Raw genomic sequence first — 20,735 nt, 5'->3', positions numbered from 1 at the left:
CCCCTAATGATTTTTCGGGCTTTCTACAAACCTAATCGTCCTTAATAGGGCTTTTAGCCACTTGTCAATTTGGTTAGCTGGTAAATCTGGGAATGGGCTGTCGCATTTCTGGTTTTGGGCATTCTAACCTTTGATCCCTCGAATCGGCTGCATGTCCTCTTGTTTTCATCGACGTTACTTTTACAAGAACGTAACCCTTAAATAGGCTTTCAATGTATATCCTCATGCCATTATACACCACATATGGCAACATTGCCAAAAAGTGAAGGAGGCAGTGGAGTATGAAGAAGGCTTTGGGATTGTTTGTTATGGGTTTGATGTTGTTTAGTTTGTTTGCCGTCCACTCCGTCAGTGCGGCGGACTACACGCCGAAGGACATACCGCTGGACAGCGATGAGGCCAAGGCCAGGTTTAAGGCAGACCTCCAGTGGTACCTCAAGTACGGTCACTTTGTGATCAGCAACGGTCCGTACATTCTTGACATGTATGCTCCTGAGAACCTTTACCTTAAGCTCGTCAAGTTCAACGGTCAGAGGAACACTTTCAATGACGACCCCAAGCTCCCGAAGGACGGTTACGCTGATGTTATCGAGTACCAGGGTGTTCAGAACGAGGAGACCATAATCCTCCAGGTTGCCAAGGGTGAGTTCGACATTGGACTCTTCGCCTTCGGCGCCAACAAGTACCAGGGCCTCGGAAGTGACGTTCTCGCCAACCTCAACCTCTACAAGAGCGCCAGCTCCTCCGTTGAGCTGAGCATCAACCCGTACAAGGACCCCGACAAGGACATACCGATCGTTACCGTCGGTGACAGTGTTTACTTCAACCCGTTCGCCATCAGGGAAGTCAGGTTCGCCATGAACTGGCTCATCAGCAGGAACTACATAATCCAGAACATCTACCAGGGTAGCGGTGCCCCGGCCCTCAGCGGTATCACCCCGAGCGACCCGGCCGCCAAGTACTTCACCCCGGTCTATGAGGCTCTTCACCTCACCGCCGACGGAAACGAGGACCTCGCCCTTAAGATGATAAGCGACGCCCTCCAGGAGGCTGCCGACAAGCTCAAGGCCGAGGGCTACACCCTTGAGAAGAGGGACGATGGCTACTGGTACTTCGAGGGTCAGCCGGTTGAGGTTAAGTTTGTTATCCGTACCGAGGACGAGAGGAAGGACATAGGCCTTTACATCTCCGACCTCCTCGAGAAGAAGGTCGGATTCAAGGTTGATAGGATGCTCCTTGACAGGCAGAAGGCCAGCGAGATAGTCTTCAGGAAGCCGATCAGCACTTACGAGTGGAACCTTTACACTGGTGGTTGGGGTGCCGGTGGTCTTGGAAGCATGTACCCGGACTGGCAGATTTACTACTGGTACTCCCCGCTTGGCTACTACCCGAACTTCCAGGACCCGAGGCACCAGCCTGACGTCACCGTCGAGGACGCTCTCAAGTTCATAGGTGACGGTAGCGTTACCGCCGGCCTGCAGAAGCTCCAGACCAAGTACTACACCAGCGAGGAGAGCCTCGGCCCGATAATTAACTGGACCACCAAGGAGATCGGTTACCTCCTGCTCATGACCCAGTACACTGACCCGGCCACCAACACCACCATAGTCCTCAACAACGCCGACCAGTACTGGGACCTCCAGAAGATAGGCCTTACCATCGGTATCATGGACAGCGTCAGGATCTTCCTCGTTGAGAACTGGGAGTTCTACCCGGTGAACAAGGAGAGGGTCACCGACATCATCAGCGACCCGAGCGTTGGTATCGCCAGCAGGTGGAGCATAATGAGCGCCAAGACCCCGGACAAGCACCTTAAGGTCGCCCAGTTTGCCTCGACCGGTGCCCTCTTCATGAGCGCCTTCAACCCGGTCGGTGGTATCACCGACGTTTACAGCACCAGGCTCTGGAACCTCATCCACGACACCGGTGGAACCATCAACTTCGACGGTATCTACGTCCCGTACAGGTGCAAGTGGACCCTTGAGAAGGGTGAGTTCAAGGTTCCGGACGATGCCGTCATCTACAACCAGACCCAGGGCTGGATCACCGCCCACGCCGGCGAGACGGCCAACGTCAAGGTTACCGTCACCTGTGACATGGGCGAGTGGCAGAACGGCGTGAAGATGACTATTGACGATATCAAGTACTACATCGCCTTCGTTTACACCTGGGCTTACAAGGACACCCCGGACGACCCGTACTACGACAGCTCCCTCAGCTCGACCGCCGCTACCTACCAGACCTACCTTGGCTTCCAGTTCAACGACAACGGCTACGTGGTCTACGGAAACTACGTGCACCCGTTCGCCGACGACCTGACCGCTAGCAACTACATAATCTATCCAGACATGCCGTGGGAGCTCTACTGGGCCATGGGTGAGCTCGTCGCCAACAGCGACGCCTACGACGCCAGCAGCAAGTACTCCTTCAGCAGCAGCGGTGAGGGCCTCCTCCAGCTCGACCTCCTCACCAAGCAGCACGTCGATGACCTCGCCAAGGTTATCCTCAAGATCTCTGGCCTCACCTGGGACGAGATAACCAGCACCACGACCACCACTGAGACCGGCCCGAGCGTCACCACCCCGACCACTCCGACTGAGACCCCAACCGGTGGCGACAACACCACCACCTACGTCGTCGTCGGCCTGGTGATAATCATCATCGCCGCGGCCGCCTGGTACTTCACCAAGAAGAAGTGATTTCGTTCTTTTCCTACCTTTTTGTTTGCTTTTCTCCAGAATATCCTTTGGAACCCCTAATGCCCCGTGCCCTTCAAATGCGCTTTTGTGGCCATTTTGGGAAAATGTGTACATTGATGCAGTAAGATATATAAAGCCGGTTTTACAATGCTGAAAAAGATGCTCTAAAACACGACCAACCTGCTGTTTGGGGGTGAAAAGATGGGGTATCTCAAGTACCTGCTGTTTAGAATTGCAAACGCAATCCTCGTTCTGTTGATAGTGACGTTTATCATCGCGGCCCTCTTCGTGAAGGTCGCGGAGCAGAGCAACCTAGCAAAGATGAACGATGAGATGATGCAATGGGACAGAACCACCGGTCAGAATATCCTGAGAACCCAGGGTCAGGACGCTTATGAGAAGGCCAAGGCAGAGTATGAGGAGTTCTTGAGGGAGAAGTACGAACTCAATCTCCCCTACTGGCAGAAGGTGTATAACAAAGCAATCCGCACTCTCAAGCTGGATTTTGGAACAACCACGACCCCAATTTTTGGAACCAACGACGTGGCTGAAATCATCAAGGTTGCCGTTCCGAGGAGTGTTCTGCTCTTCACGACCGCCACGATAATCGTCATCATACTCGGTATATTCCTCGGTGTCAGGGCGGCGAGACACGCCGGCAGTGTCTTCGACAGGGGGCTTTCCGTGTTCGCCCTTATCACCTACAGTCTTCCGATGTGGTGGACGGGAATGATGTTCCTCCTGATATTCGCCTACAAGCTCGGCTGGTTCCCGCTCAGTTCGATGTTCGACCCACAGCTCACGGGCTGGGCACACGTTAAGGACGTTATATACAAGCTCACCCTTCCAGTTCTGACCTACGTCTTCGTTGCCTTCGGCGGCTGGGCTTGGACGACCAGGAACATCATGATAGGCACCCTCCAGGAGGACTTTATCATGGCCGCTAGGGCCAAAGGTATCCCCGAGCACAAGATCATCTACGGCCATGCCCTCCGCGCGGCAGCGCCGCCGATAGTGACCATGATCATCTTCGCCCTCCTCGGTTCACTTGGTGGTGCGATCATCAGTGAGCTCGTCTTCAACTACCCTGGAATGGGCAGGCTCTACTGGGTCGCCCTCCAGCAGAACGAGACCAATCTCCTCATAGGACTGACGTACTTCTTCACGGTGCTCTACCTGGCTGGAGTCGTCCTCGCTGATATGATCTACGGATTCCTTGACCCGCGTGTCAAGGTCGGTGCTTCCTCCAAGATGTGAGGTGATTCACGATGAGATGGGTCGATTTCAAAGAGGGATTGAAGGAGTTCCTTGATGAGTTCAAGAGGGAGAAGACCGGCATAGCCGGTGTGGTTCTCCTCGTCCTCCTTATCCTCGTCGCCCTTACCGCTCCGTACACGACCATACCTGACCTGCCGGAGAAGTGGAGGAGCTCGGCTTACTGGGAGGACAACCCCAAGAATGTCCCGCCCACTTGGTACAACATGTTCACCTCCCAGAAGCTCGTTCCCCAGGTGGTGTACTACAAGGACGATCTCTCCATAGCTCACCCGAGCAACACCGAAACCGTAATCGAGGCCACTTATAACTTCCCGGACGGCTACTACCTTGGCCCGCAGGGTATCATAATTAGGAACATCAACGTGACCGTAAATCAGCCCGCGAATGCCCCGACCTACAGCCTGTACCTTGAGAGGCCTGACGGAAAGACCGTTCCGCTCGTCGAGAACAAGCCCCTCACCGGCTCCACCACGATAGCCGTCGGTAGAGATGCCGCAATCTCTGCCAACATCTACGTCTGGCTCGTGAACGTCACCGAGGGAAGGGAACTCGACCCGTTCCAGGCCCAGATGGATCCGATAGTCATCATGAACATAAACACTCTTATCTCAACGGCCTTCGCCAAGGTCGAGCCTGGAATGAAGGCTGAGGACATTATAAACAACCCCGAGCCCCTCTGGGGCGACTACAAGCTCGTCCTCAAGATCGACAACCCTGCCCCCGACCAGAACAAGGTCATCATCGATGACATAAAGGTCACCTTCCTCGGTAGGAGCTACGGAACCATGGGTACCGACTACCTCGGCAGGGACCTGTGGGCTGGCATCATCTGGGGTAGCAGGGTCTCGCTTACCATTGGTATACTCGTCTCAGTCCTCAGCACCCTTATAGGCCTCGTCTACGGAGTTACCAGCGCCTACCTCGGCGGAAACGTCGATGAGTTCATGATGCGTATCAACGAGATATTCGCCTCAATTCCAAGCCTGCCAATACTTATCCTCATAGGTGCCACCGTCGGACATGTGACCCTAATGTTCATAGTGCTCCTGCTTGTCATATTCGGCTGGATGGGAATAGCGAGGATTTCGAGAAGTATGGCCCTCCAGATCAAGGAGCAGACCTACGTCGAGGCCGCCAAAGCCCTTGGTGCCGGCAACGGAAGGATAATCTTCAAGCACATACTGCCACAGCTCCTGCCCTACGCGTTTGCCGTCATAGCCCTCAGCGTTCCGGGTGCAGTTATAGCTGAGGCTTCCCTGAGCTTCCTCGGTATCGGTGATCCGACGGCCGTTACCTGGGGACAGATACTCAACGCGGCTCAGACTCAGTCGGCCACGACCAAGGGTTACTGGTGGTGGGTCCTCCCGCCCGGGCTTGGTATAGCCGTCGTCGGCCTTACCTTCGTCCTCATAGGTACGGCCCTCGATAAGATACTCAACCCGAGGCTCAGGAAGCTGTGAGGTGGTATGAATGGTCAAGAACGTACTCGAAGTTAAAGACCTCAAGATGTATTACTTCACCAACAAGGGTGTCGTCAAGGCCGTCGATAACATTTCCTTCAACCTCAGGAAGGGTGAGGTGCTGGGACTTGCCGGAGAGAGCGGATGCGGCAAGTCCTCCCTCGGTTTTACCCTTATGGGCATGCCAACTCCTCCGGGCAAGATAGTCAGCGGAAGCATCAAGATTGACGGCAGGGAGATAGTCGGCCTTCCGGAGGACGTTCTCAGGAAGGAGATACGCTGGCAGAAGATTTCGATGATCTTCCAAGGAGCTATGAACGCCCTCAACCCTGTCTACACCGTCGGCCACCAGATGATCGAGCCGCTTCTCCTCCACAAGGGAATGAGCAAGAGCGACGCCCTCGACAGGGCCCAGAAGTATCTCGAACTCGTCGGCCTTGACCCGGAGATAGTCTACCGCTATCCTCACGAGCTGAGCGGTGGTATGAAGCAGCGTGTTATCATAGCCTCCGCTCTCCTCCTTGAGCCCGATGTGGTCATAGCCGACGAGCCAACGACGGCACTTGACGTCGTTGTCCAGGCCCAGATCATCAACCTCTTGAAGAAGCTCAAGAAGGAGCTCGGCCTTTCCATGATATTCATCACCCACGACCTCAGCATTCTTGCGGAGATCAGTGACCGCGTTGCCATCATGTACGCGGGCAAGATCGTCGAGATTGGAGACAGCGAGAAGATCTACTACGAGCCGGCTCACCCGTACACCCAGAAGCTTCTCGCGGCAATACCCAGGCTCCACGAGGACGTTGAGAAACTGGAGTTCATTCCTGGACAGCCGCCCAACCTCATCAATCCGCCGAAGGGCTGCCGCTTCAACCCGAGGTGCCCGTACGTCATGCAGGTTTGTAAGGAGCAGGAGCCCGAGATGAAGGAAGTTGATAAGGATCACTACGCTGCATGCTGGCTGCTGTGAGGTGTGAGAAATGGCCGAGCCGATACTTAAGGTTGAAAACCTCAAGAAGTACTTCCCGATCAAGAGGGGCTTCCTCGACACCATCAAGGGCGCTCCCCAGAAGAAGGTACACGCGGTGGACGGCATCAGCTTTGAGATATACAAGCAGCAGGTCTTTGCCCTTGTCGGTGAGAGCGGCTGTGGTAAGTCCACCACTGGAAAGCTCATCGTCAAGCTCCTCGAACCAACGGACGGAAGGATATACCTCGAGGGCAAGGACGTTACCCACATCAAGACCAAGGAGGAGATACTCAACTACCGCAGACACGTGCAGATGATATTCCAGGACCCGTTCAGCTCTATGAACCCGAGGTTCAGGATATTCGATATCCTCGAGGAGCCGCTGCTCATACACGGCATAGGTGAGACCAAGGCCGAGCGCGAGGAGCTCATCTACAAGGCCCTAGAGATGGTCAAGATAACCCCACCTGAGGACTACGTCGGCAGGTTCCCGCACATGCTCTCCGGCGGTCAGAGGCAGCGTGTGGCAATAGCCCGTGCGCTGATCCTCAATCCGACCTTCATAGTGGCCGATGAGCCGGTCTCGATGCTCGACGTCTCGATCCGTGCAGAGGTTCTTGAGCTGATGAAGGAGCTCAAGGAGAAGATGGGCGTCACCTACCTATACATCACCCACGACATGTCCACCGCCAGGTACTTCGCCGACTGGATGGCGGTCATGTACCTCGGAAGAATAGTCGAGATGGGACCTGTCGAGAAGGTCATCGACAACCCGCTCCACCCGTACACCAGGGCCCTCTTAGCGGCCGTTCCGGAGCCGAAGCCCGAGCGCAGGAACGTCATCAAGGAGCTGCCCATCAAGGGTGAGGTGCCCAACGCCGTTGACATACCGTCCGGCTGTAGGTTCCACCCGAGATGCATCTACGCCCAGAAGGGACTCTGCGACACCAAGCACCCGCAGCTCGTCGAGTACGAGCACAACCACTTTGCCGAGTGCCACCTCGTCGGCAAGTACTGACCCCCTTCTTTTCTTTCTCTGGGTGATGCCGATGGGAACACTCCGTGAAGCTATGGGCTACCCCCTTCTGCGGGCTGGGATACTTCTCCTTGTGCTCGCCCTCTTAATCTCCGCGGCCGGCTTTTACCGCGTGACTAAGAGCTATTCCTCGAGCGGAACCCTCGGGGAGGGAATGCATTATCTCGGCGACGACAAGTTCGAGACGGATTACGTTTATCCTAACCGGACGCTGGTGGTTCAATCTGAAAACGCCACTTTCTCCCTCCTTCAGGGGGACGAAATGTACAACTACACCCTGGTGAACGATTCCCTGACCCTTTACCCCGCCCAGAGGCCGGTGATATACGTTTTTAAGGGGAGAGTGGAGTACAACTACACGGTCACGGCGCAGGATTATCCCTACGCCATCTACTCGCTGGTCGCCTTCGTGCTGATGCTCGTGGGAGTAGTGTTTTCCTTTATGGGTTATACCCAGTTCCTGAGGGACGTCAAGGAGGGTAAGAAATGAGAATGCTCGACTACGGGGCCGCCATTGAACGGGTGATCGATTTCATAAGGGAAAATGTTGAAAACGCCGGTGCTGAGGGCGTTGTCATCGGGATAAGCGGGGGTATAGACAGCACCACGACCACCTATCTGGCGGTTAAGGCCCTTGGAAAGGAGCGCGTCCTCGGCCTCATAATGCCCTACTATCACAACCAGGACGTTGAAGATGCAAAACTTGTCTGCTCCTCACTCGGAATCGAGTGCAAGCTGATAGACATCAGACCCATAGTCGATTCCTTCGTTGCCCAGCTCGGCTTCCAGCCGGACAAGCGCTCCCTCGGGAACATAATGGCCAGGACGAGAATGGTCCTTTTGTACGCCCACGCCAACGCGAGGAACTACCTTGTTCTCGGAACCAGCAACAGGAGCGAGTTCCTGACGGGCTACTTCACCAAGTGGGGCGACGGCGCGAGTGACTACGCACCTCTCATAAACCTCTACAAGACGGAGGTCTGGGAGGTGGCGAGGCTCCTCGGCGTTCCGGAAAGGATAATCGAGAAGAAGCCGACGGCGGGCCTTTGGGAGGGCCAGACCGACGAGGACGAGCTCGGAATAAGCTACCACCTGCTCGACGAAATCCTCTGGCGCCTCGTAGACCAGAAAATGGAGAAGGAGAGAATAGCTGAGGAGCTTGAAATTCCAATCGAGAGGGTCGAATACGTCGAGAACCTCGTGAGAAGAAGCGAGCACAAGCGCCGTTTACCCCTCGGTCCAGCGTTCTGAGGTGAGCCGATGAAGCGTGGTTATCTTCTCGTTTTTCTCGCCGCTTCCACTTGGGGAACCCTTGGAATATTCGCCAAATACCTGGACGGCTTTGGACTCAGCCCCTTCACGATGGTCTTCTATCGTGTTCTCTTCGCGATCCTTCTGCTGGGAACCTATCTCAGGCTCCGAGGGATTGGCTTCTCCCTTGAGCGTTCTAGGCTCAAGTTCTACGCCCTCTACGGCTTCTTCAGCATATTCCTCTTCTACACGCTCTACTTCTACACGGTGACGATTTCCTCAGTTTCCTTCGCGGTTCTTCTCCTTTACACGGCTCCGATTTACTCGATGATAATGGGAAGACTGATCTTTGGGGAACCGCTGAGGGGGGAGAAGCTCATCGCTCTGGCAATGGTTATCCTGGGCGTTCTCCTCGTCAATGGCTCCGGAACGGAGTTCTCGGCCAAGGCACTCCTCTTTGGCCTTCTGACAGGCTTTACCTACGCCCTCTACGGCGTCCTGGCAAAGTTCGCCGTTCGAAAGGAAGAGCCCGAGAAGGCCCTCTTCTACACCCTCCTCTTTGGTCTTGTCTTCCTGCTTCCATTTACGGATTTCGACGTTCCCGTTGGGGCGATTCCCTACCTCTTCGCCCTGGCTCTTTTCCCGACGTTCCTCGGCTACATACTCTACAACCACGCGCTAAGGGAGGTCGAGGTTAGCAGGGCGAGCATAGTGGCGACCATCGAACCGGTCGTGGCCATAGCATTGGCATTCCTGCTCTTTGGTGAAAGGCTCAGCGCGGAGCAGTTGATAGGTGCGGCCCTCATAATAGGCGGTTCGGTCCTCGTTCACGTTAAGGAAGGAGAAAAGTCCGGGAAAGCGAGCTAAACGTGGAAGTACCGTTCGAGCTCCCACTCGGTGACCTTCTTGGTCTCCAGGGGAAGCTCTTTGGCCTTGAGGTAAGTAACGTACTCCTCCCACTCGCGCTCCTTGTAGGCGATGAAGTTCTTGTATGCCCCTCCCAGCGCCTCCCTGACTACCTTGTCTTTCTTCAGTTCCTCCAGCGCCTCTCCAAGGCTTCCGGGAAGGGTTTCGATGCCGGCTTTGCTCCTCTCCTCATCGCTCATCTCGTAGACGTTCGTCTCCACGTAGGCCTCCGGCTCGAGCTTCCTCTTTATCCCGTCTAGCCCGGCCATTAGTATCGCCGAGAACGCCAGATAGGGGTTGGCGCTCGGGTCGGGACAGCGGTACTCTATCCTCGCCCCGTTGCCCCAGAACGCGGGAACTCTGATGAGCGCACTCCTGTTCCTGTATCCCCAGCTTATGTAAACCGGCGCCTCGTAACCCGGAACGAGGCGCTTGTAGCTGTTCACCGTCGGGTTTGTAACGGCGGCTAACGCCTTTGCGTGCTTGAGTATGCCTGCTATGAAGTGCAGTGCCGTCTCTCTCAGCCCCTCCTCGCCGACGAAGGCGTTCTCTCCGTCCCTCCACAGGCTGATGTGGAGGTGCATTCCGTTGCCCGGAAAGCCGTAGATTGGCTTTGGCATGAAGGTCGCGTAAAGGCCGCGCATCTCGGCCATGGCCTTGACTAGGTACTTGAAGCTCACTATGTTGTCGGCCGTCTTGAGGGCCTCGTCGTAGCGGAAGTCTATCTCGTGCTGGGCCTTACCTACCTCGTGGTGGAGCACCTCGGGAACGAGGCCAAACGCTTGCATGTAGAGCGCTATCTCCCTCCTGAGTTCCCGGGCCTTATCGAGGGTAACCAGGTCGAAGTAGCCGCCTCCGTCGGGAACCTGTAGCTCCCACGTTCCGTTCTTCCTGAAAAGGTAGAACTCGGGTTCGGGCCCTATGTAGGCTTTGAAGCCCTCCTTTTCTAGCCCCTCGAGAGCCCTCTTCAGAACCCCCCTCGGGTCAGCCTTGTAGGGCTTTCCGTCCTTGTAGATGTAGCCGTAGACCCTGGCTATGCCCTCCCAGGGAACTTCCGCGTAGGTGCTCGGGTCGGCCTTGAAGATCAGGTCGCTGTCCTCTATTCCCTGAAAGCCCGGAATTGAAGAGCCGTCGAATGCTATGCCGCCCTCTACGGCCTCTTCATACCTCCCTATGGGAATTTCCATGCCCTTTGGAACTCCGTTCATGTCCACGAATATGAGCTGGACGAATTGAGGCCTCCCACCGCTTGAAGCCCTTATGCCGGAGATTTCGTTCATTTTTATCACCATTTAATGTTCTATTGTTCATTTTTACGGCGAAATGTTGAACGATTATGAGAATAAAAGCCTTTTCACAGGATTTTTGTCATTGTGACGAGGGGCATAGCGGCATTTGAGGTGTTTGACAAAATAGTGGTTATTATGTCGTTGAGAACGATTAAAATGGGCATTTAAATGGCAAACAAAGCTTTTTGTTTCCTAGGTGTAGCAGGGAACATGCCAACGGCGGAGGACATACTGAACCGCGAGATAGTGAGGGTGAACCTCCACCTTCCAGCCTTCCGCCCCACGCTCTCCAAACTGCTGGCGGAGGAGGAACCGAGGGTCAAGCTCAGGGACGGTAGCTGGCATTACTTCCGGCGCTCGGAGCTCGAGTACCTGAACTCCCTGCTCGATGAAAACGAGGTCGAACTCCTCAAGGTTCCCATAGTCTTGGAGATAAGCACCGTCCACCGGGGCTACTTCCGGGTTCGCGGCAGGGTAGAGGTGAAGGTCATCGACAAAGTGCTGGAGAGCTATGACCCTCTCGATGAGCAGGCGGAGAGGCTTTATCATCGGTACCTCCTGCCCCGCGTGAGGCGCGTCCTCCCAACAACGACCACCTATGCGTTCATCGCGGAGTGATGGATATGGACGAGGAAGCCAGAGTTCTGAGGGACTACCTGACCTTCACTGTTCCCCATATCACCGTTCTAGCGGGCGCCATTCTGGGGATTCTGATGATAATCGGCGTTCCCGTCAGGACGGCCCTCGGAATATTTGCCATCGCATACGGCTTGATGCTCACTGTACTCGGACTCATCATACGCCCCCACGTCTCGGGGAATCTCCTGTATCGCCTGACTATGGCTTTCTTCGTCGGTCTGGTCGCCGTGGGTGCGTTCCTCCTGCTCCGTGGGGGGTAGGGTTTATATTGAAGAAGGTACAATTACCTGTGGTGGAAGTGATGAGGAAAGTATTGCTGGCGCTCACGGTGCTCATTGTCCTGGTTTCCCTCCTTCCTGTCGCGTTCGCCCAGTTTGCCCAGCTCGAGACGAGCGATGAGATAACCGTTCTGAGAGGCGACTACGGCTCGGGAACGGTGTGGCTGACAAACGCTGGAGGATTCACCTACAAGGTCGTCAGCTACCAGCGCTTTTGGGTCGAGGACTCCTCCGGGAGTCATATTGAGGGGTTCACCTTTAACATATCTCCGCACGTTTTCACCGACTGGGCGCCCAAGGCCCGCAAGTCTTTCTCGTACACCATAGAGTGCCCCTCCAACGTCTCGGGCGGCACGTACACCCTGGTGATGAGGTTCTTGGCTTTTACCCCCGATGGTTCGATGTACATTCTGTACGCCAGGATACCCCTTCACATTATCCAGGAGCCCCTTGACTTTGGCGTGGCCGAGGCCTACGTTCAAGGTAGGCCCGGCGCTTCGTACGCCCTCAACGGGGAAACGATAGTCGTGTTCTCCCACGTCACCAACATGGGGCATCGGAATGTCTCTGCCATTGGAGAGGTTTCTCTCGTCAAGGACGGTAGGGTTTACTTCTCCAGCAACAGGTCGCTGACCCTTCTACCCGGAGACAATCTGATAAGGTTTGAGGTTCCAGTGGATTACGACCTTCCTCCGGGAACGTACACCCTCCATTACACCATTAGATATGAGGGGGGCACGTACAGGTACTCCAAAGATTTCTCGGTCAGGTTCGGCGTCAAGCTGGTGGGGATCTCAGTTAAATCCGGCGAGGTTCGGTTGAACGAGGGCAACAGCGCTTACGTCACGGTTCTTTCGGAGAGAACCATCACGCTCAACCTGACCGTCGAGACCTACCTGGACGGGGTTCTGGTGTCGAGGTCTGAGAAGCCCATCGGTCTCGGTGAGGGCACCACCGTCCTTGAGGTTCCGCTCCCGACAAACGTTTCCGGAGCCATGAAGTCGATTATCAAGCTTAGGTTTGGGGACAGGCTGCTGGGGCAGGGCGATGTCACGTACCGTGTTCTCGCGCCCCCTGTAATCAAAAACGTTTCCTATGAAAGGATCTCCGGGGGTGAGGTGCTCTTTCGGCTGGTTGTTGATAATCCCGGTGACAGAGAAGTGGACGGCATTCTGGCCTACCGTATATACTCGGACGATGGGGTTCTCTACAAGGACACGATAGAGCAGTCCATACCGCCCGGTTCGAGTGAGATGGCGGTGAGGTTTGAAGTCCCCATAGGAAAGACCGTCTATTACGAGTTCACGCTCACTGCCGGCGGCGAGTCCAGCACGGTGCGGGGACGGCTCTACATTGAGCCTCCTGCCACTACCACGAATCCCTACACCACAACGTCGTCCCCCTCTTCCACACCCTCTACGACCCCCTCTAACACGACCACCATCGTGGAAGGGGACTCGAACGCCACCTGGGTGATTCTGGTGGTGCTCGCGTTCCTTTTGATGGCAGGGGGCGCGTTCTACTACACGAGAAAGGAGGACAAAAGAAAGAGACGACGCGTCAGACCAAAGCCAAAGCGTCGCTCCCCGCTCGGAAGGTTCAAGCCGCCGAAGCCCCCCAAGTTCCGGGAGAACCGGGAGCTTCCGAAGAGGAAGTGAACGCCAAACCTTTTTATCCCCTTTTTTCATAGCCCTTCTTGGCGAGGGGGTCGGGGGCTCTCGGGGTTCTCCCGAGGAAGTTCCGCCCACCGCACCGGGGCCGCGGTGCCGCAAGGCACCTCCCGAGAGGGAGGGCAACGGCGCAGAAACGACACGGCCCCCGGGAGATGTGAATGACGCGCGCGAAGGGCCCGGCGACGGTGCCCGAGATAACCCGCAGACGATCCCGGGGGATGCGGTGAAACGGCCGTCCCGCGGGGTGCAAGGCCGAGGGAGGGGCGATGAGTTCCCGGTGCGAGCCCCGTGGTAGGCCGCTCAGTCGAATGCCCCCTTGATACAGAAGGCGGGCTACGACCCCCTCGCCCAAATCAAGTCCAGCGCCGATGCGAGAAGTATGAGCGTCCCTCCGGCAATCGTTTTTATCCCTGGAACTTCCCCAAAGATAAGAAGGGCGTAAACAACCGCGCTTAGCGGGTCGAGGTAGCTCAGCAAGGCCGCCTCGCTAACCTCCACCTCCTTTAGCCCGTCCATGTAGAGGTAGAGGGCAAAAACTGTGTGAACGGCCACGAGAACCAGAACCGCCCACCAGACAGGTTCTCCAACGTCCGAGATGGCCACGATGGGGGCTAGGACGAGAGATGCCACGGCAAGCTGAAGGAATGTCAGGGTTTTCCCATCGATTTCTCTGAGGAACCTTCCCAGATTCGGTATCAGGGCGTAGAAGAACGCCGCCGTCAGGGCGAGTAAAATCCCGACGAAATCCCTGTCACCAAGGTCGATTCTCTGGCCGCTCATTATGAGTCCCAACCCTAGGAAGGCCAGCCCGATGAGCCCCCACCTTTTCGCGCTCATCTTCTCTCAGAGGAAGCGCCAGGAGATCAGCGTTGCCAGGATTGGAGCAGCATAGTAAACGAGGACCGCGTTGGCTATCGTCGTGTAGTTAAAGGCAGTGAAGAGGAACGTCCAGTTGAGGGCAAGGGCAGAGCCGAGTGCGAGGAGGGGCTTCCAGCGAGTTCGCAGGAGGTACGCGATGGAAGCTGGTGTCCCCTTCCCTGCCAGCACTGCAAGGAGAAGGAGCGCGCCGAGGGAGACCCTAGCAAAAGCCACACCTAATCCCGACAGCCCCGAAAAGCGGCCGAATATGCCGACGCTTCCCCATATCAGCATCGCCGCGGTGATTTTAAGCTTGCCCCTCACGGCTCACCATGCTCCTCTACCCATTCCTCGTAGGCTTCCTTGACCTCACTCCGCCTGAACTCCGGGACGGCGTCTCTGAAGGGGTTGAAGCGCTCCAGCTTCTTCTCGTCGGCCCCTATGTAGGTCGCCACCAGTCCGACCTTTGAGTGGAGGCTTGATGGGAGGCGGAGGATTCTCTTAACGTCCACCGTAACGCGCCCGTCGAAGTAGGCCTTGGAGAAGGTGCTGGAGAGCGCGAAGAGCCTGGTCAGCGTTTTGTAACCTACTCCCGGGGGGAACGCCGTTAGCAATCCTTTCCTGACGAAGCCCTCGTATATATCCTCCCGGGCCTGGATCAGCCTCTCCACTTGCCCCTTTCTCAGGCCGAGGTTGAGGAGGTGGTTCTCGTTCATTCTCTTAAGGAAATAGCCGAACCTCAGCCGGAACACCCTGTAGTAGCCCGATGAGAGCATTATCCTTCTACTCCCTATGTCGTCAAAGCTTACCTCCTCCGCCGCGCTCACGTAGGCCAGAACCTTCTCCCTTGCCCTTCCGTCAAGCTTCATGGCCCACTCATCGAGGACGCGAATGTGGTAACCCCTCCCCGAGTAAACCACGTGGACCTTCTCGAACCCGAAGTCCTCCTTCAGAACAATCAGCGTGTCCCTGGCGAGCTCCTTCGCGTCCTCCAGGCATATCGGGCAGACCTTCCCGTGCTCGTGGTTGCACCTCCGCAGGGGCAGGTCCTTGGCATCTATGTCAAAGACCAGCTCCGCTCCGAGCCAGCCCTCCATCTCCGCGGGCTCATTGTAGAGGGCGACGGAGGAATAGATTGCGTACGGCGCCGTTGTTCTGATGTAGTCCTCCAGGTCGCGGACGTCGAGGAAGACGTTCTTCCTGTCGCTCGGCCCCTCCCCCGTGTGGTCGAAGCCAAACTCTCTCTTTTCCAGGCTTTCCACGATGAACTCCGGCAGTTTCTCCGCGCTCCACTCCTTCCGGTAATAGAGTGTTCTCTCCTCTCTGGTGACCTCTCTGAGGAGCTCAGCCATTTTTCTCACCGTCCGTCTCTCCACTTTCACCTTTGCCCTTCTTCCTGCTCTCGAGGTAGAGCTTCCTCAGGTAGTAGGTCAGGGGGTTCTTCACGTTCCTGCAGTCCCTGTCCGGCCGGCACAGCTCCGGGGCGTTGGCTTTTATCTTGGAGCAGTTCGGGGGGAAGTACCAGGGGGAGTTGCCGCTGTCCTCGAGACTCGGCCTGTCGGTCAAGCCGAAGCCCAGGTGGTACCAGATGTTCTTTATCTCGTGAGGCTGGTCCTCGAAGAGCGGCGGCTTGCAGCGGTTGCCGGCCTCGATGATGACTGGCAGTATCTCCTTTTCCAGCACGCTCAGGTCGCTCACGCAGTCCCTTATCCTGACGTCCCTCCGTGGCGGATTGGGGCAGAGGCGCGCGTAGCTCAGGAAGCTGGTCAGGAGGACTGTTATCGCGTAGTTTCTAAGTCCCGCGGGCACGCCTCCGAGCGCAATCTTAACGCATGGTGGGAAGAGGTCGAAGCGCAGGGGCTGGGCCTCGGCACGGCCCATCTTCTCGAGCCTCTCCTTGAAGTGCTCTCGGGCCAACTCGCCGAGCCTCTCGTAGATCCGCAGGTAATAATCCGGAAGTTCGTCCCTGATCTCGTAGAGCAGGTTCACGGCTCTCTCAAAGTTCCTCTCGAAGGAGCGTCTCCACAGCTCAATCGCCTGATCCCTGGTAAGGTAGGCGTTGCCTCCCCTGATGTAGACCTCCCTCAGCGAGCCGTCCCACAGTTCAAGGAACTTCGATAGGTGAATCTTGTATTCCAGCTTCAGTCGTTTTCTCTCCTCCGGGCCCAGCTCGGTGTGGTGAGTCTTCTCGAGTATCGTCCGGTCCCTCCCCGGAATCTCATCTCTTTCGACGGTGCTGAGGGGGAGGGCCGTGCCCTCCAACCTCCCGGCCTTTCGTATCCTCTCCATGTAGAGCCTTATGCTCGCTTCCTTGACCAGCTCCATCTCCAGGCCGTAGGGGGAGAAGGCAAGTGCACCCAAGAGGGCGTAGAAGGTGAAGAGGTCCCTTATCCCTTCAAGCTCCAGAACTTCCCTGGGTATCTCCCTGGACTTTATCCACATTACTCTCTCTAGCACGGCTTCAATGGACACATAGGAGGGGATAACCGCCAGCAGTTCCTCCACTCCATCAAACTCGTCTTCGATGAGCCTCCTCGCCTCTGGCCCGAAAGGATCAAGCATGGGTTCACCTCTCGGATATGGGTAAGGCTTTGGGCATAAAACGATTTTCCCCGTTTGGTGTTGCTTGATGTTTCAAAGATCTGGTTGTCCCTTGAACTTTCGCGCCCCTCTCCCGGGTACATTTTAATTCCGGTTCGAAAGCACGAGATTTCCCAAAAGTTTTATATCTCATTGACGCCACAGGTTATACCAGGAAAGACAGCGGGTTCGTGACGAACTCCAAAGGGTGGTCCGTATGATCACGAAATACACCGTTAAGAGAGTGAAAAGTGGCATTCCTGGCTTTGACGATTTAATCGAGGGTGGCTTTCCCAGCGGTACAACGGTTCTTGTTACCGGCCCCACGGGAAGTGGAAAGACTACTTTTGGCGTTCAGTTCGTCTACAAAGGTGCCGAGCTGTACGGTGAACCTGGTGTGATAGTCACCCTTGAAGAGAGGGCCCAGGACCTCAGGAGGGAGATGCTCGCCTTCGGCTGGGATCTCGAAAAGTACGAGAAGGAGGGGAAGCTCGCCATCATCGATGGAGTTAGTGCCGTGGTCGGTCTCCCCTCCGAGGAACAGTACGTCCTAGAGGGCAACCTCAACGCCGAGGACTTCCTCCGCTACATCTACCGTGTTGTCAAGGCCATAGACGCGAAGAGGCTGGTCATCGATTCGATACCGTCGATAGCCTTCAGGCTCAGGAAGGAGAACGAGATAAGGGAGGTTCTCCTTCAGCTCAACACTATCCTCCTCGAGATGGGCGTCACCTCGATACTCACCACCGAGGCCCCGGAGCCCGGCAGGGGCAGGATAAGCAGGTATGGCATAGAGGAATACATCGCCAGGGGAGTCATTCTCCTTGACTTCATTGAGAAAGAAGTCGAGCTGAAGCGCTACCTCCTGATAAGGAAGATGAGGGAGACGAAGCACTCAATGAAGAAGTACCCCTTCGAGATAAACGAGGAGGGCGTGGTGGTCTATCCAAGCGGGGAAGTTTACTGATTCTTTTTTGACCTCCTCGCCATTGGCAGGCAAGTTTTAGGTGTTCTCAGAAGGATAACCTTTGGGGTCTGTTGGCCCTGAAGGGAACGGTTTGGGGGTGGAAGTCTTCTCTTTCTAATGGTGCTGGGGGCACGTCACTCTCCAAATAAGTAAAGTTTTTAAGGATCCGGTCTTACTTATTAACATGGTTCGAAGCAAAAAATTTGTGATGGTTCTATCTTTGGGATTGATCCTAGTTTTTATGTTACTGGACTTCATTGGTAACGACCGGATTGAATCTCGCGCATTTACTGGACTGTGCGTCCGCTCCGGGGCTGGCTTTTCTCTCCTCACCAACGGTGAGAGGGCCATCGGTGTTTACGCCTCCCTGGAAGTGGGCAAAGTCTATCGGATTACTGGTGTACCCTTCAACACAACCGGCGGTGAGAGGATTCGTCCGGAGCGGATTGAACCGGCCGAGCCTGACTTTCCCCTCGAATCTATAACTGGCGCGTACTGGCCCTCCCGCGGTTACTACCTCCTGACGCCCGAGAGGATCAGGCTTGCCTTCACCCTCAACGTTTCCAAGGGCGAGCTCGTGGAGGTGGAGGGGCTGTTCTATGGGGGCCGATTCTATCCCGTGAGGCATCGCCGTCTGGGAATGCCTAAGAAGCCCTTGGACGGAGTGCCCTGGCTGGTGGAGGGAGTGATTCTCTACTCCGGGAGGAATACGATCCTCTGGAACGGGAGTGAGGAGATAGTCGTTTACCCTCCCTACGGCCTGGAGCTTGAGCCGGGCCAGAGAGTCCGGGTTCTCGGAGTGGCGAGGTTCTACTCCAGGCTTACCCTCCTCGTGGACTCCAGGGAGGACGTTGAGATTCTTGGTCTGGCAGACAGAGCGCCCGTCTCCAGCGCTGGGGTTGGTCAGATTGTCGTCGGGAATTGTACAGTCCTCGGAACCGGCCGCTCTCTCAAACTCGACTGCGCCGACCTGAGACTCTACGGTTTCTCCGCGAGGGTTGGAGATTCGCTCCGCGTCGAGGCCTTGAGGAGGCCCTCCTCACTGCTCTGCCTCAACTGCACGGTGATAAGGCCGAGAGAACTGCTTCCGAACTCCATCTGTAACTTCTCCGAGGGAAGCTTCGCCAGAATAAGTGGAAACGTCTCATGGGTTAAGGTTTACAGAAACGGCTTCGGCCTGGCCAACGTGACGGACGGCAATTGCTGGGTGCTTCTCAAGCTGAGGAAGTCTCTGGGGATAACCCTTCAAGAAAACGAAACAGTCACTGCCTACGGCTTCTTCACGACATATCGCGGCATGCCGGCCTTTGAGATCGAGTCGGGTGATGACGTGTGCTCCGGGAACTGCTGACTGGTATGGCTGGTGGAACGCTCAGCGGGATTTCGCCCGGAATCCACGTCAATACCCTGGCGGCATTCCTTTCGAACGCCGGGATCCGCGACAACCTCGTCCTCTTCGTCATGGGCCTGACCCACACCTTCCTCGATGTGGTTCCCTCGGCCTTTCTTGGGGTTCCTGATGAGGGGACCTCGCTGGCTGTGTTGCCTGCCCACAGGCTCGTGCTCGGCGGGAGGGCGATGGAGGTGGTGAGGATAGCCCTCTGGGCGAGCTTTCTGGCAGTTATGATGACGATTCCCGCGATGCCCCTGTACCTCCATCTCGCGCCGCTGTATCGCCCGGACGCCGGCCGCTTCCTCGTTTTTCTGCTCGTGGTTTTTCTGGTGATGACGGAGCCCGGACTGAAGAAGCTTTCCGCCCTTCTCGTGTTCTTTCTCTCCGGGATTCTTGGAATGCTGACCTTCCGGCTCGGTCTCTCTCAGCCCCTCTACCACCTCTTCACGGGGCTGTTTGGAGTTCCCGTTATCCTGCTTTCGGCTTTGGAGGGAAGGACGCGCCAGATAGAGGCCGGAGACGGGGAGGTTCACCTGGATAAAGGCCACTTCCTGGGGTTTTCTGCCCTGGGAACGGCGCTGGGCATGGTAGCCTCGCTGGTTCCTGCCTTCACAGCCTCCCAGGCGGCCCTCATCGGTTCTCTCCTTTCGAAGGACGAGCGCTCCTTCCTGACGGTGGTCTTCTCGGTGAACACGGCCAACTTTCTCTTCTCCTTCACCAACTTCCTTGCCACGGGAAGGAGGAGAAACGGCATTGTGGCGCTGATGTCCCCCTTACCGCAAGAAGCCATAATCTTCTACCTCCTTACCGCCCTCTTCGTCTCCATAGCCGTTCTGCTCTACGGTGAGTTCCTGGCTGGCCTGGTGATGAGGGTTATTGGGAGGATTCCCTACAGGGGTTTGAACATTGGGGTTCTGGCTTTCCTTTTGGTGCTCTCGTTGGTATTTGATGGTCCGCTGGGCCTTTTGGTGCTTCTGGGGGCTTCCATGGTCGGCCTCCTGGCGTCAGCCCTGGGCGTGAAGAGAACCAACTGCATGGGGGTTCTCATGCTTCAGATAATAATCGGATAAGAAGGGGAGATCAGACGAACCTCTCCTTCATGATCTTCTGGAGCTCCGCGTAGTCGGTGACGATCCTCTTGCCGTCAAGCGTGGTGAAGTACGCCTTCTTGACCTTCATCGTCTTCATTTCAGTGTACTTCATCTCGGGCGGATCGTAAGAACCAGGCTCGACGACCTCGTCCTCGACGGTGTATGTTTCAAGCTCCGGCTGTCCGACGTACTTCCAGACCTCATAGAAGACCTCCGGCTCCAGGTGGATTTCGCCGTCAATCTCTATCCAGTCCGCCCCTATATCCTCAAGAAACTCCTTCACTACCTCGAAGTGCATAGAATCACCGGCATAATATAGGACGCTAAGGGTTATATACCTATCGCCGAACTTCCACCGGTGGTGAGA

The 20,735-nt window shown here is 56.1% G+C and carries 20 protein-coding genes and 1 other RNA gene; 15 read left to right on the top strand and 6 right to left on the bottom strand.

Going from position 1 to position 20,735, the window contains the following annotated elements:
- The first annotated feature begins 281 nt into the window (after positions 1 to 281).
- The 8 genes from CL1_RS04765 (at position 282) to CL1_RS04730 (ending at position 9,561) form a co-directional block, all read left to right on the top strand.
- Positions 282 to 2,699, top strand: a complete 2,418-nt coding sequence (locus tag CL1_RS04765; RefSeq protein ID WP_014788756.1) for an ABC transporter substrate-binding protein — start codon at positions 282 to 284, stop codon at positions 2,697 to 2,699.
- 201 nt (positions 2,700 to 2,900) lie between these two features.
- Entirely contained in the window at positions 2,901 to 3,956 is a 1,056-nt protein-coding gene (locus tag CL1_RS04760) for an ABC transporter permease (protein ID WP_014788755.1), read from the top strand.
- An 11-nt stretch (positions 3,957 to 3,967) separates the two neighbouring features.
- The gene (locus CL1_RS04755) at positions 3,968 to 5,437 is read left to right on the top strand and encodes an ABC transporter permease (protein ID WP_014788754.1); all 1,470 of its coding nucleotides are present in this window, start codon (positions 3,968 to 3,970) and stop codon (positions 5,435 to 5,437) included.
- Positions 5,438 to 5,447: 10 nt separating this feature from the next.
- Entirely contained in the window at positions 5,448 to 6,407 is a 960-nt protein-coding gene (locus tag CL1_RS04750) for an ABC transporter ATP-binding protein (protein WP_014788753.1), read from the top strand.
- A gap of 10 nt (positions 6,408 to 6,417) precedes the next feature.
- A complete protein-coding gene (locus tag CL1_RS04745; protein ID WP_014788752.1) occupies positions 6,418 to 7,425 on the top strand; it encodes an ABC transporter ATP-binding protein in 1,008 nt (335 codons plus the stop codon).
- Positions 7,426 to 7,450: 25 nt separating this feature from the next.
- Positions 7,451 to 7,933 carry a hypothetical protein gene (locus CL1_RS04740; RefSeq protein WP_237266282.1) on the top strand — a complete coding sequence of 161 codons (483 nt, stop codon included), beginning with the start codon at positions 7,451 to 7,453 and terminating at the stop codon, positions 7,931 to 7,933.
- Entirely contained in the window at positions 7,930 to 8,694 is a 765-nt protein-coding gene (locus CL1_RS04735; protein WP_014788750.1) for an NAD+ synthase, read from the top strand. The genes CL1_RS04740 and CL1_RS04735 overlap by 4 nt, the downstream gene beginning before the upstream one ends.
- 9 nt (positions 8,695 to 8,703) lie before the next feature.
- Positions 8,704 to 9,561 carry an EamA family transporter gene (locus CL1_RS04730; RefSeq protein ID WP_014788749.1) on the top strand — a complete coding sequence of 286 codons (858 nt, stop codon included), beginning with the start codon at positions 8,704 to 8,706 and terminating at the stop codon, positions 9,559 to 9,561.
- On the opposite strand, the gene glnA is transcribed toward CL1_RS04730, so the two are convergent.
- Entirely contained in the window at positions 9,558 to 10,880 is a 1,323-nt protein-coding gene (gene glnA / locus CL1_RS04725; RefSeq protein WP_014788748.1) for a type I glutamate--ammonia ligase, read from the bottom strand. The genes CL1_RS04730 and glnA overlap by 4 nt on opposite strands.
- A gap of 219 nt (positions 10,881 to 11,099) precedes the next feature.
- Here glnA and CL1_RS04720 point away from each other — a divergent pair, with 219 nt between their 5' ends.
- The 4 genes from CL1_RS04720 to rnpB all read left to right on the top strand — a co-directional run bounded on the left by CL1_RS04720 (position 11,100) and on the right by rnpB (position 13,827).
- Complete coding sequence (locus CL1_RS04720) at positions 11,100 to 11,507, top strand: DUF61 family protein (protein WP_014788747.1); 408 nt, start codon at positions 11,100 to 11,102, stop codon at positions 11,505 to 11,507.
- Positions 11,507 to 11,788: a hypothetical protein gene (locus CL1_RS04715; RefSeq protein WP_237266281.1), complete on the top strand. Its 282-nt coding sequence runs from the start codon at positions 11,507 to 11,509 to the stop codon at positions 11,786 to 11,788. The genes CL1_RS04720 and CL1_RS04715 overlap by 1 nt, the downstream gene beginning before the upstream one ends.
- Before the next feature lie 41 nt (positions 11,789 to 11,829).
- A complete protein-coding gene (locus tag CL1_RS04710; protein WP_014788745.1) occupies positions 11,830 to 13,464 on the top strand; it encodes a COG1361 family protein in 1,635 nt (544 codons plus the stop codon).
- 41 nt (positions 13,465 to 13,505) lie between these two features.
- Positions 13,506 to 13,827, top strand: an RNA gene (rnpB, locus tag CL1_RS10540) — RNase P RNA component.
- Here the strand turns inward: rnpB and CL1_RS10915 are convergent.
- The 4 genes from CL1_RS10915 to priL are packed head-to-tail and all read right to left on the bottom strand — an operon-like array spanning position 13,813 to position 16,899.
- Positions 13,813 to 14,316 carry a DMT family transporter gene (locus tag CL1_RS10915; RefSeq protein ID WP_335323932.1) on the bottom strand — a complete coding sequence of 168 codons (504 nt, stop codon included), beginning with the start codon at positions 14,314 to 14,316 and terminating at the stop codon, positions 13,813 to 13,815. The two genes, rnpB and CL1_RS10915, sit on opposite strands and share 15 nt — an antisense overlap.
- Positions 14,317 to 14,322: 6 nt before the next feature.
- Positions 14,323 to 14,661, bottom strand: a complete 339-nt coding sequence (locus tag CL1_RS10910; RefSeq protein WP_335323930.1) for an EamA family transporter — start codon at positions 14,659 to 14,661, stop codon at positions 14,323 to 14,325.
- Positions 14,658 to 15,689: a DNA primase catalytic subunit PriS gene (gene priS / locus CL1_RS04700; protein WP_014788744.1), complete on the bottom strand. Its 1,032-nt coding sequence runs from the start codon at positions 15,687 to 15,689 to the stop codon at positions 14,658 to 14,660. The genes CL1_RS10910 and priS overlap by 4 nt, the downstream gene beginning before the upstream one ends.
- Positions 15,682 to 16,899 carry a DNA primase large subunit PriL gene (gene priL / locus CL1_RS04695; RefSeq protein ID WP_014788743.1) on the bottom strand — a complete coding sequence of 406 codons (1,218 nt, stop codon included), beginning with the start codon at positions 16,897 to 16,899 and terminating at the stop codon, positions 15,682 to 15,684. Before priL ends, priS begins: the two co-directional genes overlap by 8 nt.
- Before the next feature lie 235 nt (positions 16,900 to 17,134).
- Here priL and CL1_RS04690 point away from each other — a divergent pair, with 235 nt between their 5' ends.
- The 3 genes from CL1_RS04690 (at position 17,135) to CL1_RS04680 (ending at position 20,347) form a co-directional block, all read left to right on the top strand.
- Positions 17,135 to 17,884 (top strand): ATPase domain-containing protein, encoded by a 750-nt coding sequence (locus CL1_RS04690; protein ID WP_014788742.1) that lies wholly within the window; start codon positions 17,135 to 17,137, stop codon positions 17,882 to 17,884.
- Between the two features lie 184 nt (positions 17,885 to 18,068).
- Complete coding sequence (locus tag CL1_RS04685) at positions 18,069 to 19,235, top strand: single stranded DNA-binding domain-containing protein (protein WP_048151941.1); 1,167 nt, start codon at positions 18,069 to 18,071, stop codon at positions 19,233 to 19,235.
- Positions 19,217 to 20,347, top strand: a complete 1,131-nt coding sequence (locus CL1_RS04680) for a tripartite tricarboxylate transporter permease (RefSeq protein WP_048151938.1) — start codon at positions 19,217 to 19,219, stop codon at positions 20,345 to 20,347. Before CL1_RS04685 ends, CL1_RS04680 begins: the two co-directional genes overlap by 19 nt.
- Positions 20,348 to 20,357: 10 nt before the next feature.
- On the opposite strand, the gene CL1_RS04675 is transcribed toward CL1_RS04680, so the two are convergent.
- Positions 20,358 to 20,666, bottom strand: coding sequence for a DUF5748 family protein (locus tag CL1_RS04675; RefSeq protein ID WP_014788739.1), 309 nt, complete (start codon positions 20,664 to 20,666; stop codon positions 20,358 to 20,360).
- Positions 20,667 to 20,735 lie beyond the last annotated feature (69 nt).

The sequence above is a fragment of the Thermococcus cleftensis genome (assembly GCF_000265525.1).
GTDB lineage: Archaea > Methanobacteriota_B > Thermococci > Thermococcales > Thermococcaceae > Thermococcus > Thermococcus cleftensis.
This window is presented reverse-complemented; position numbering and strand designations above follow the sequence as displayed.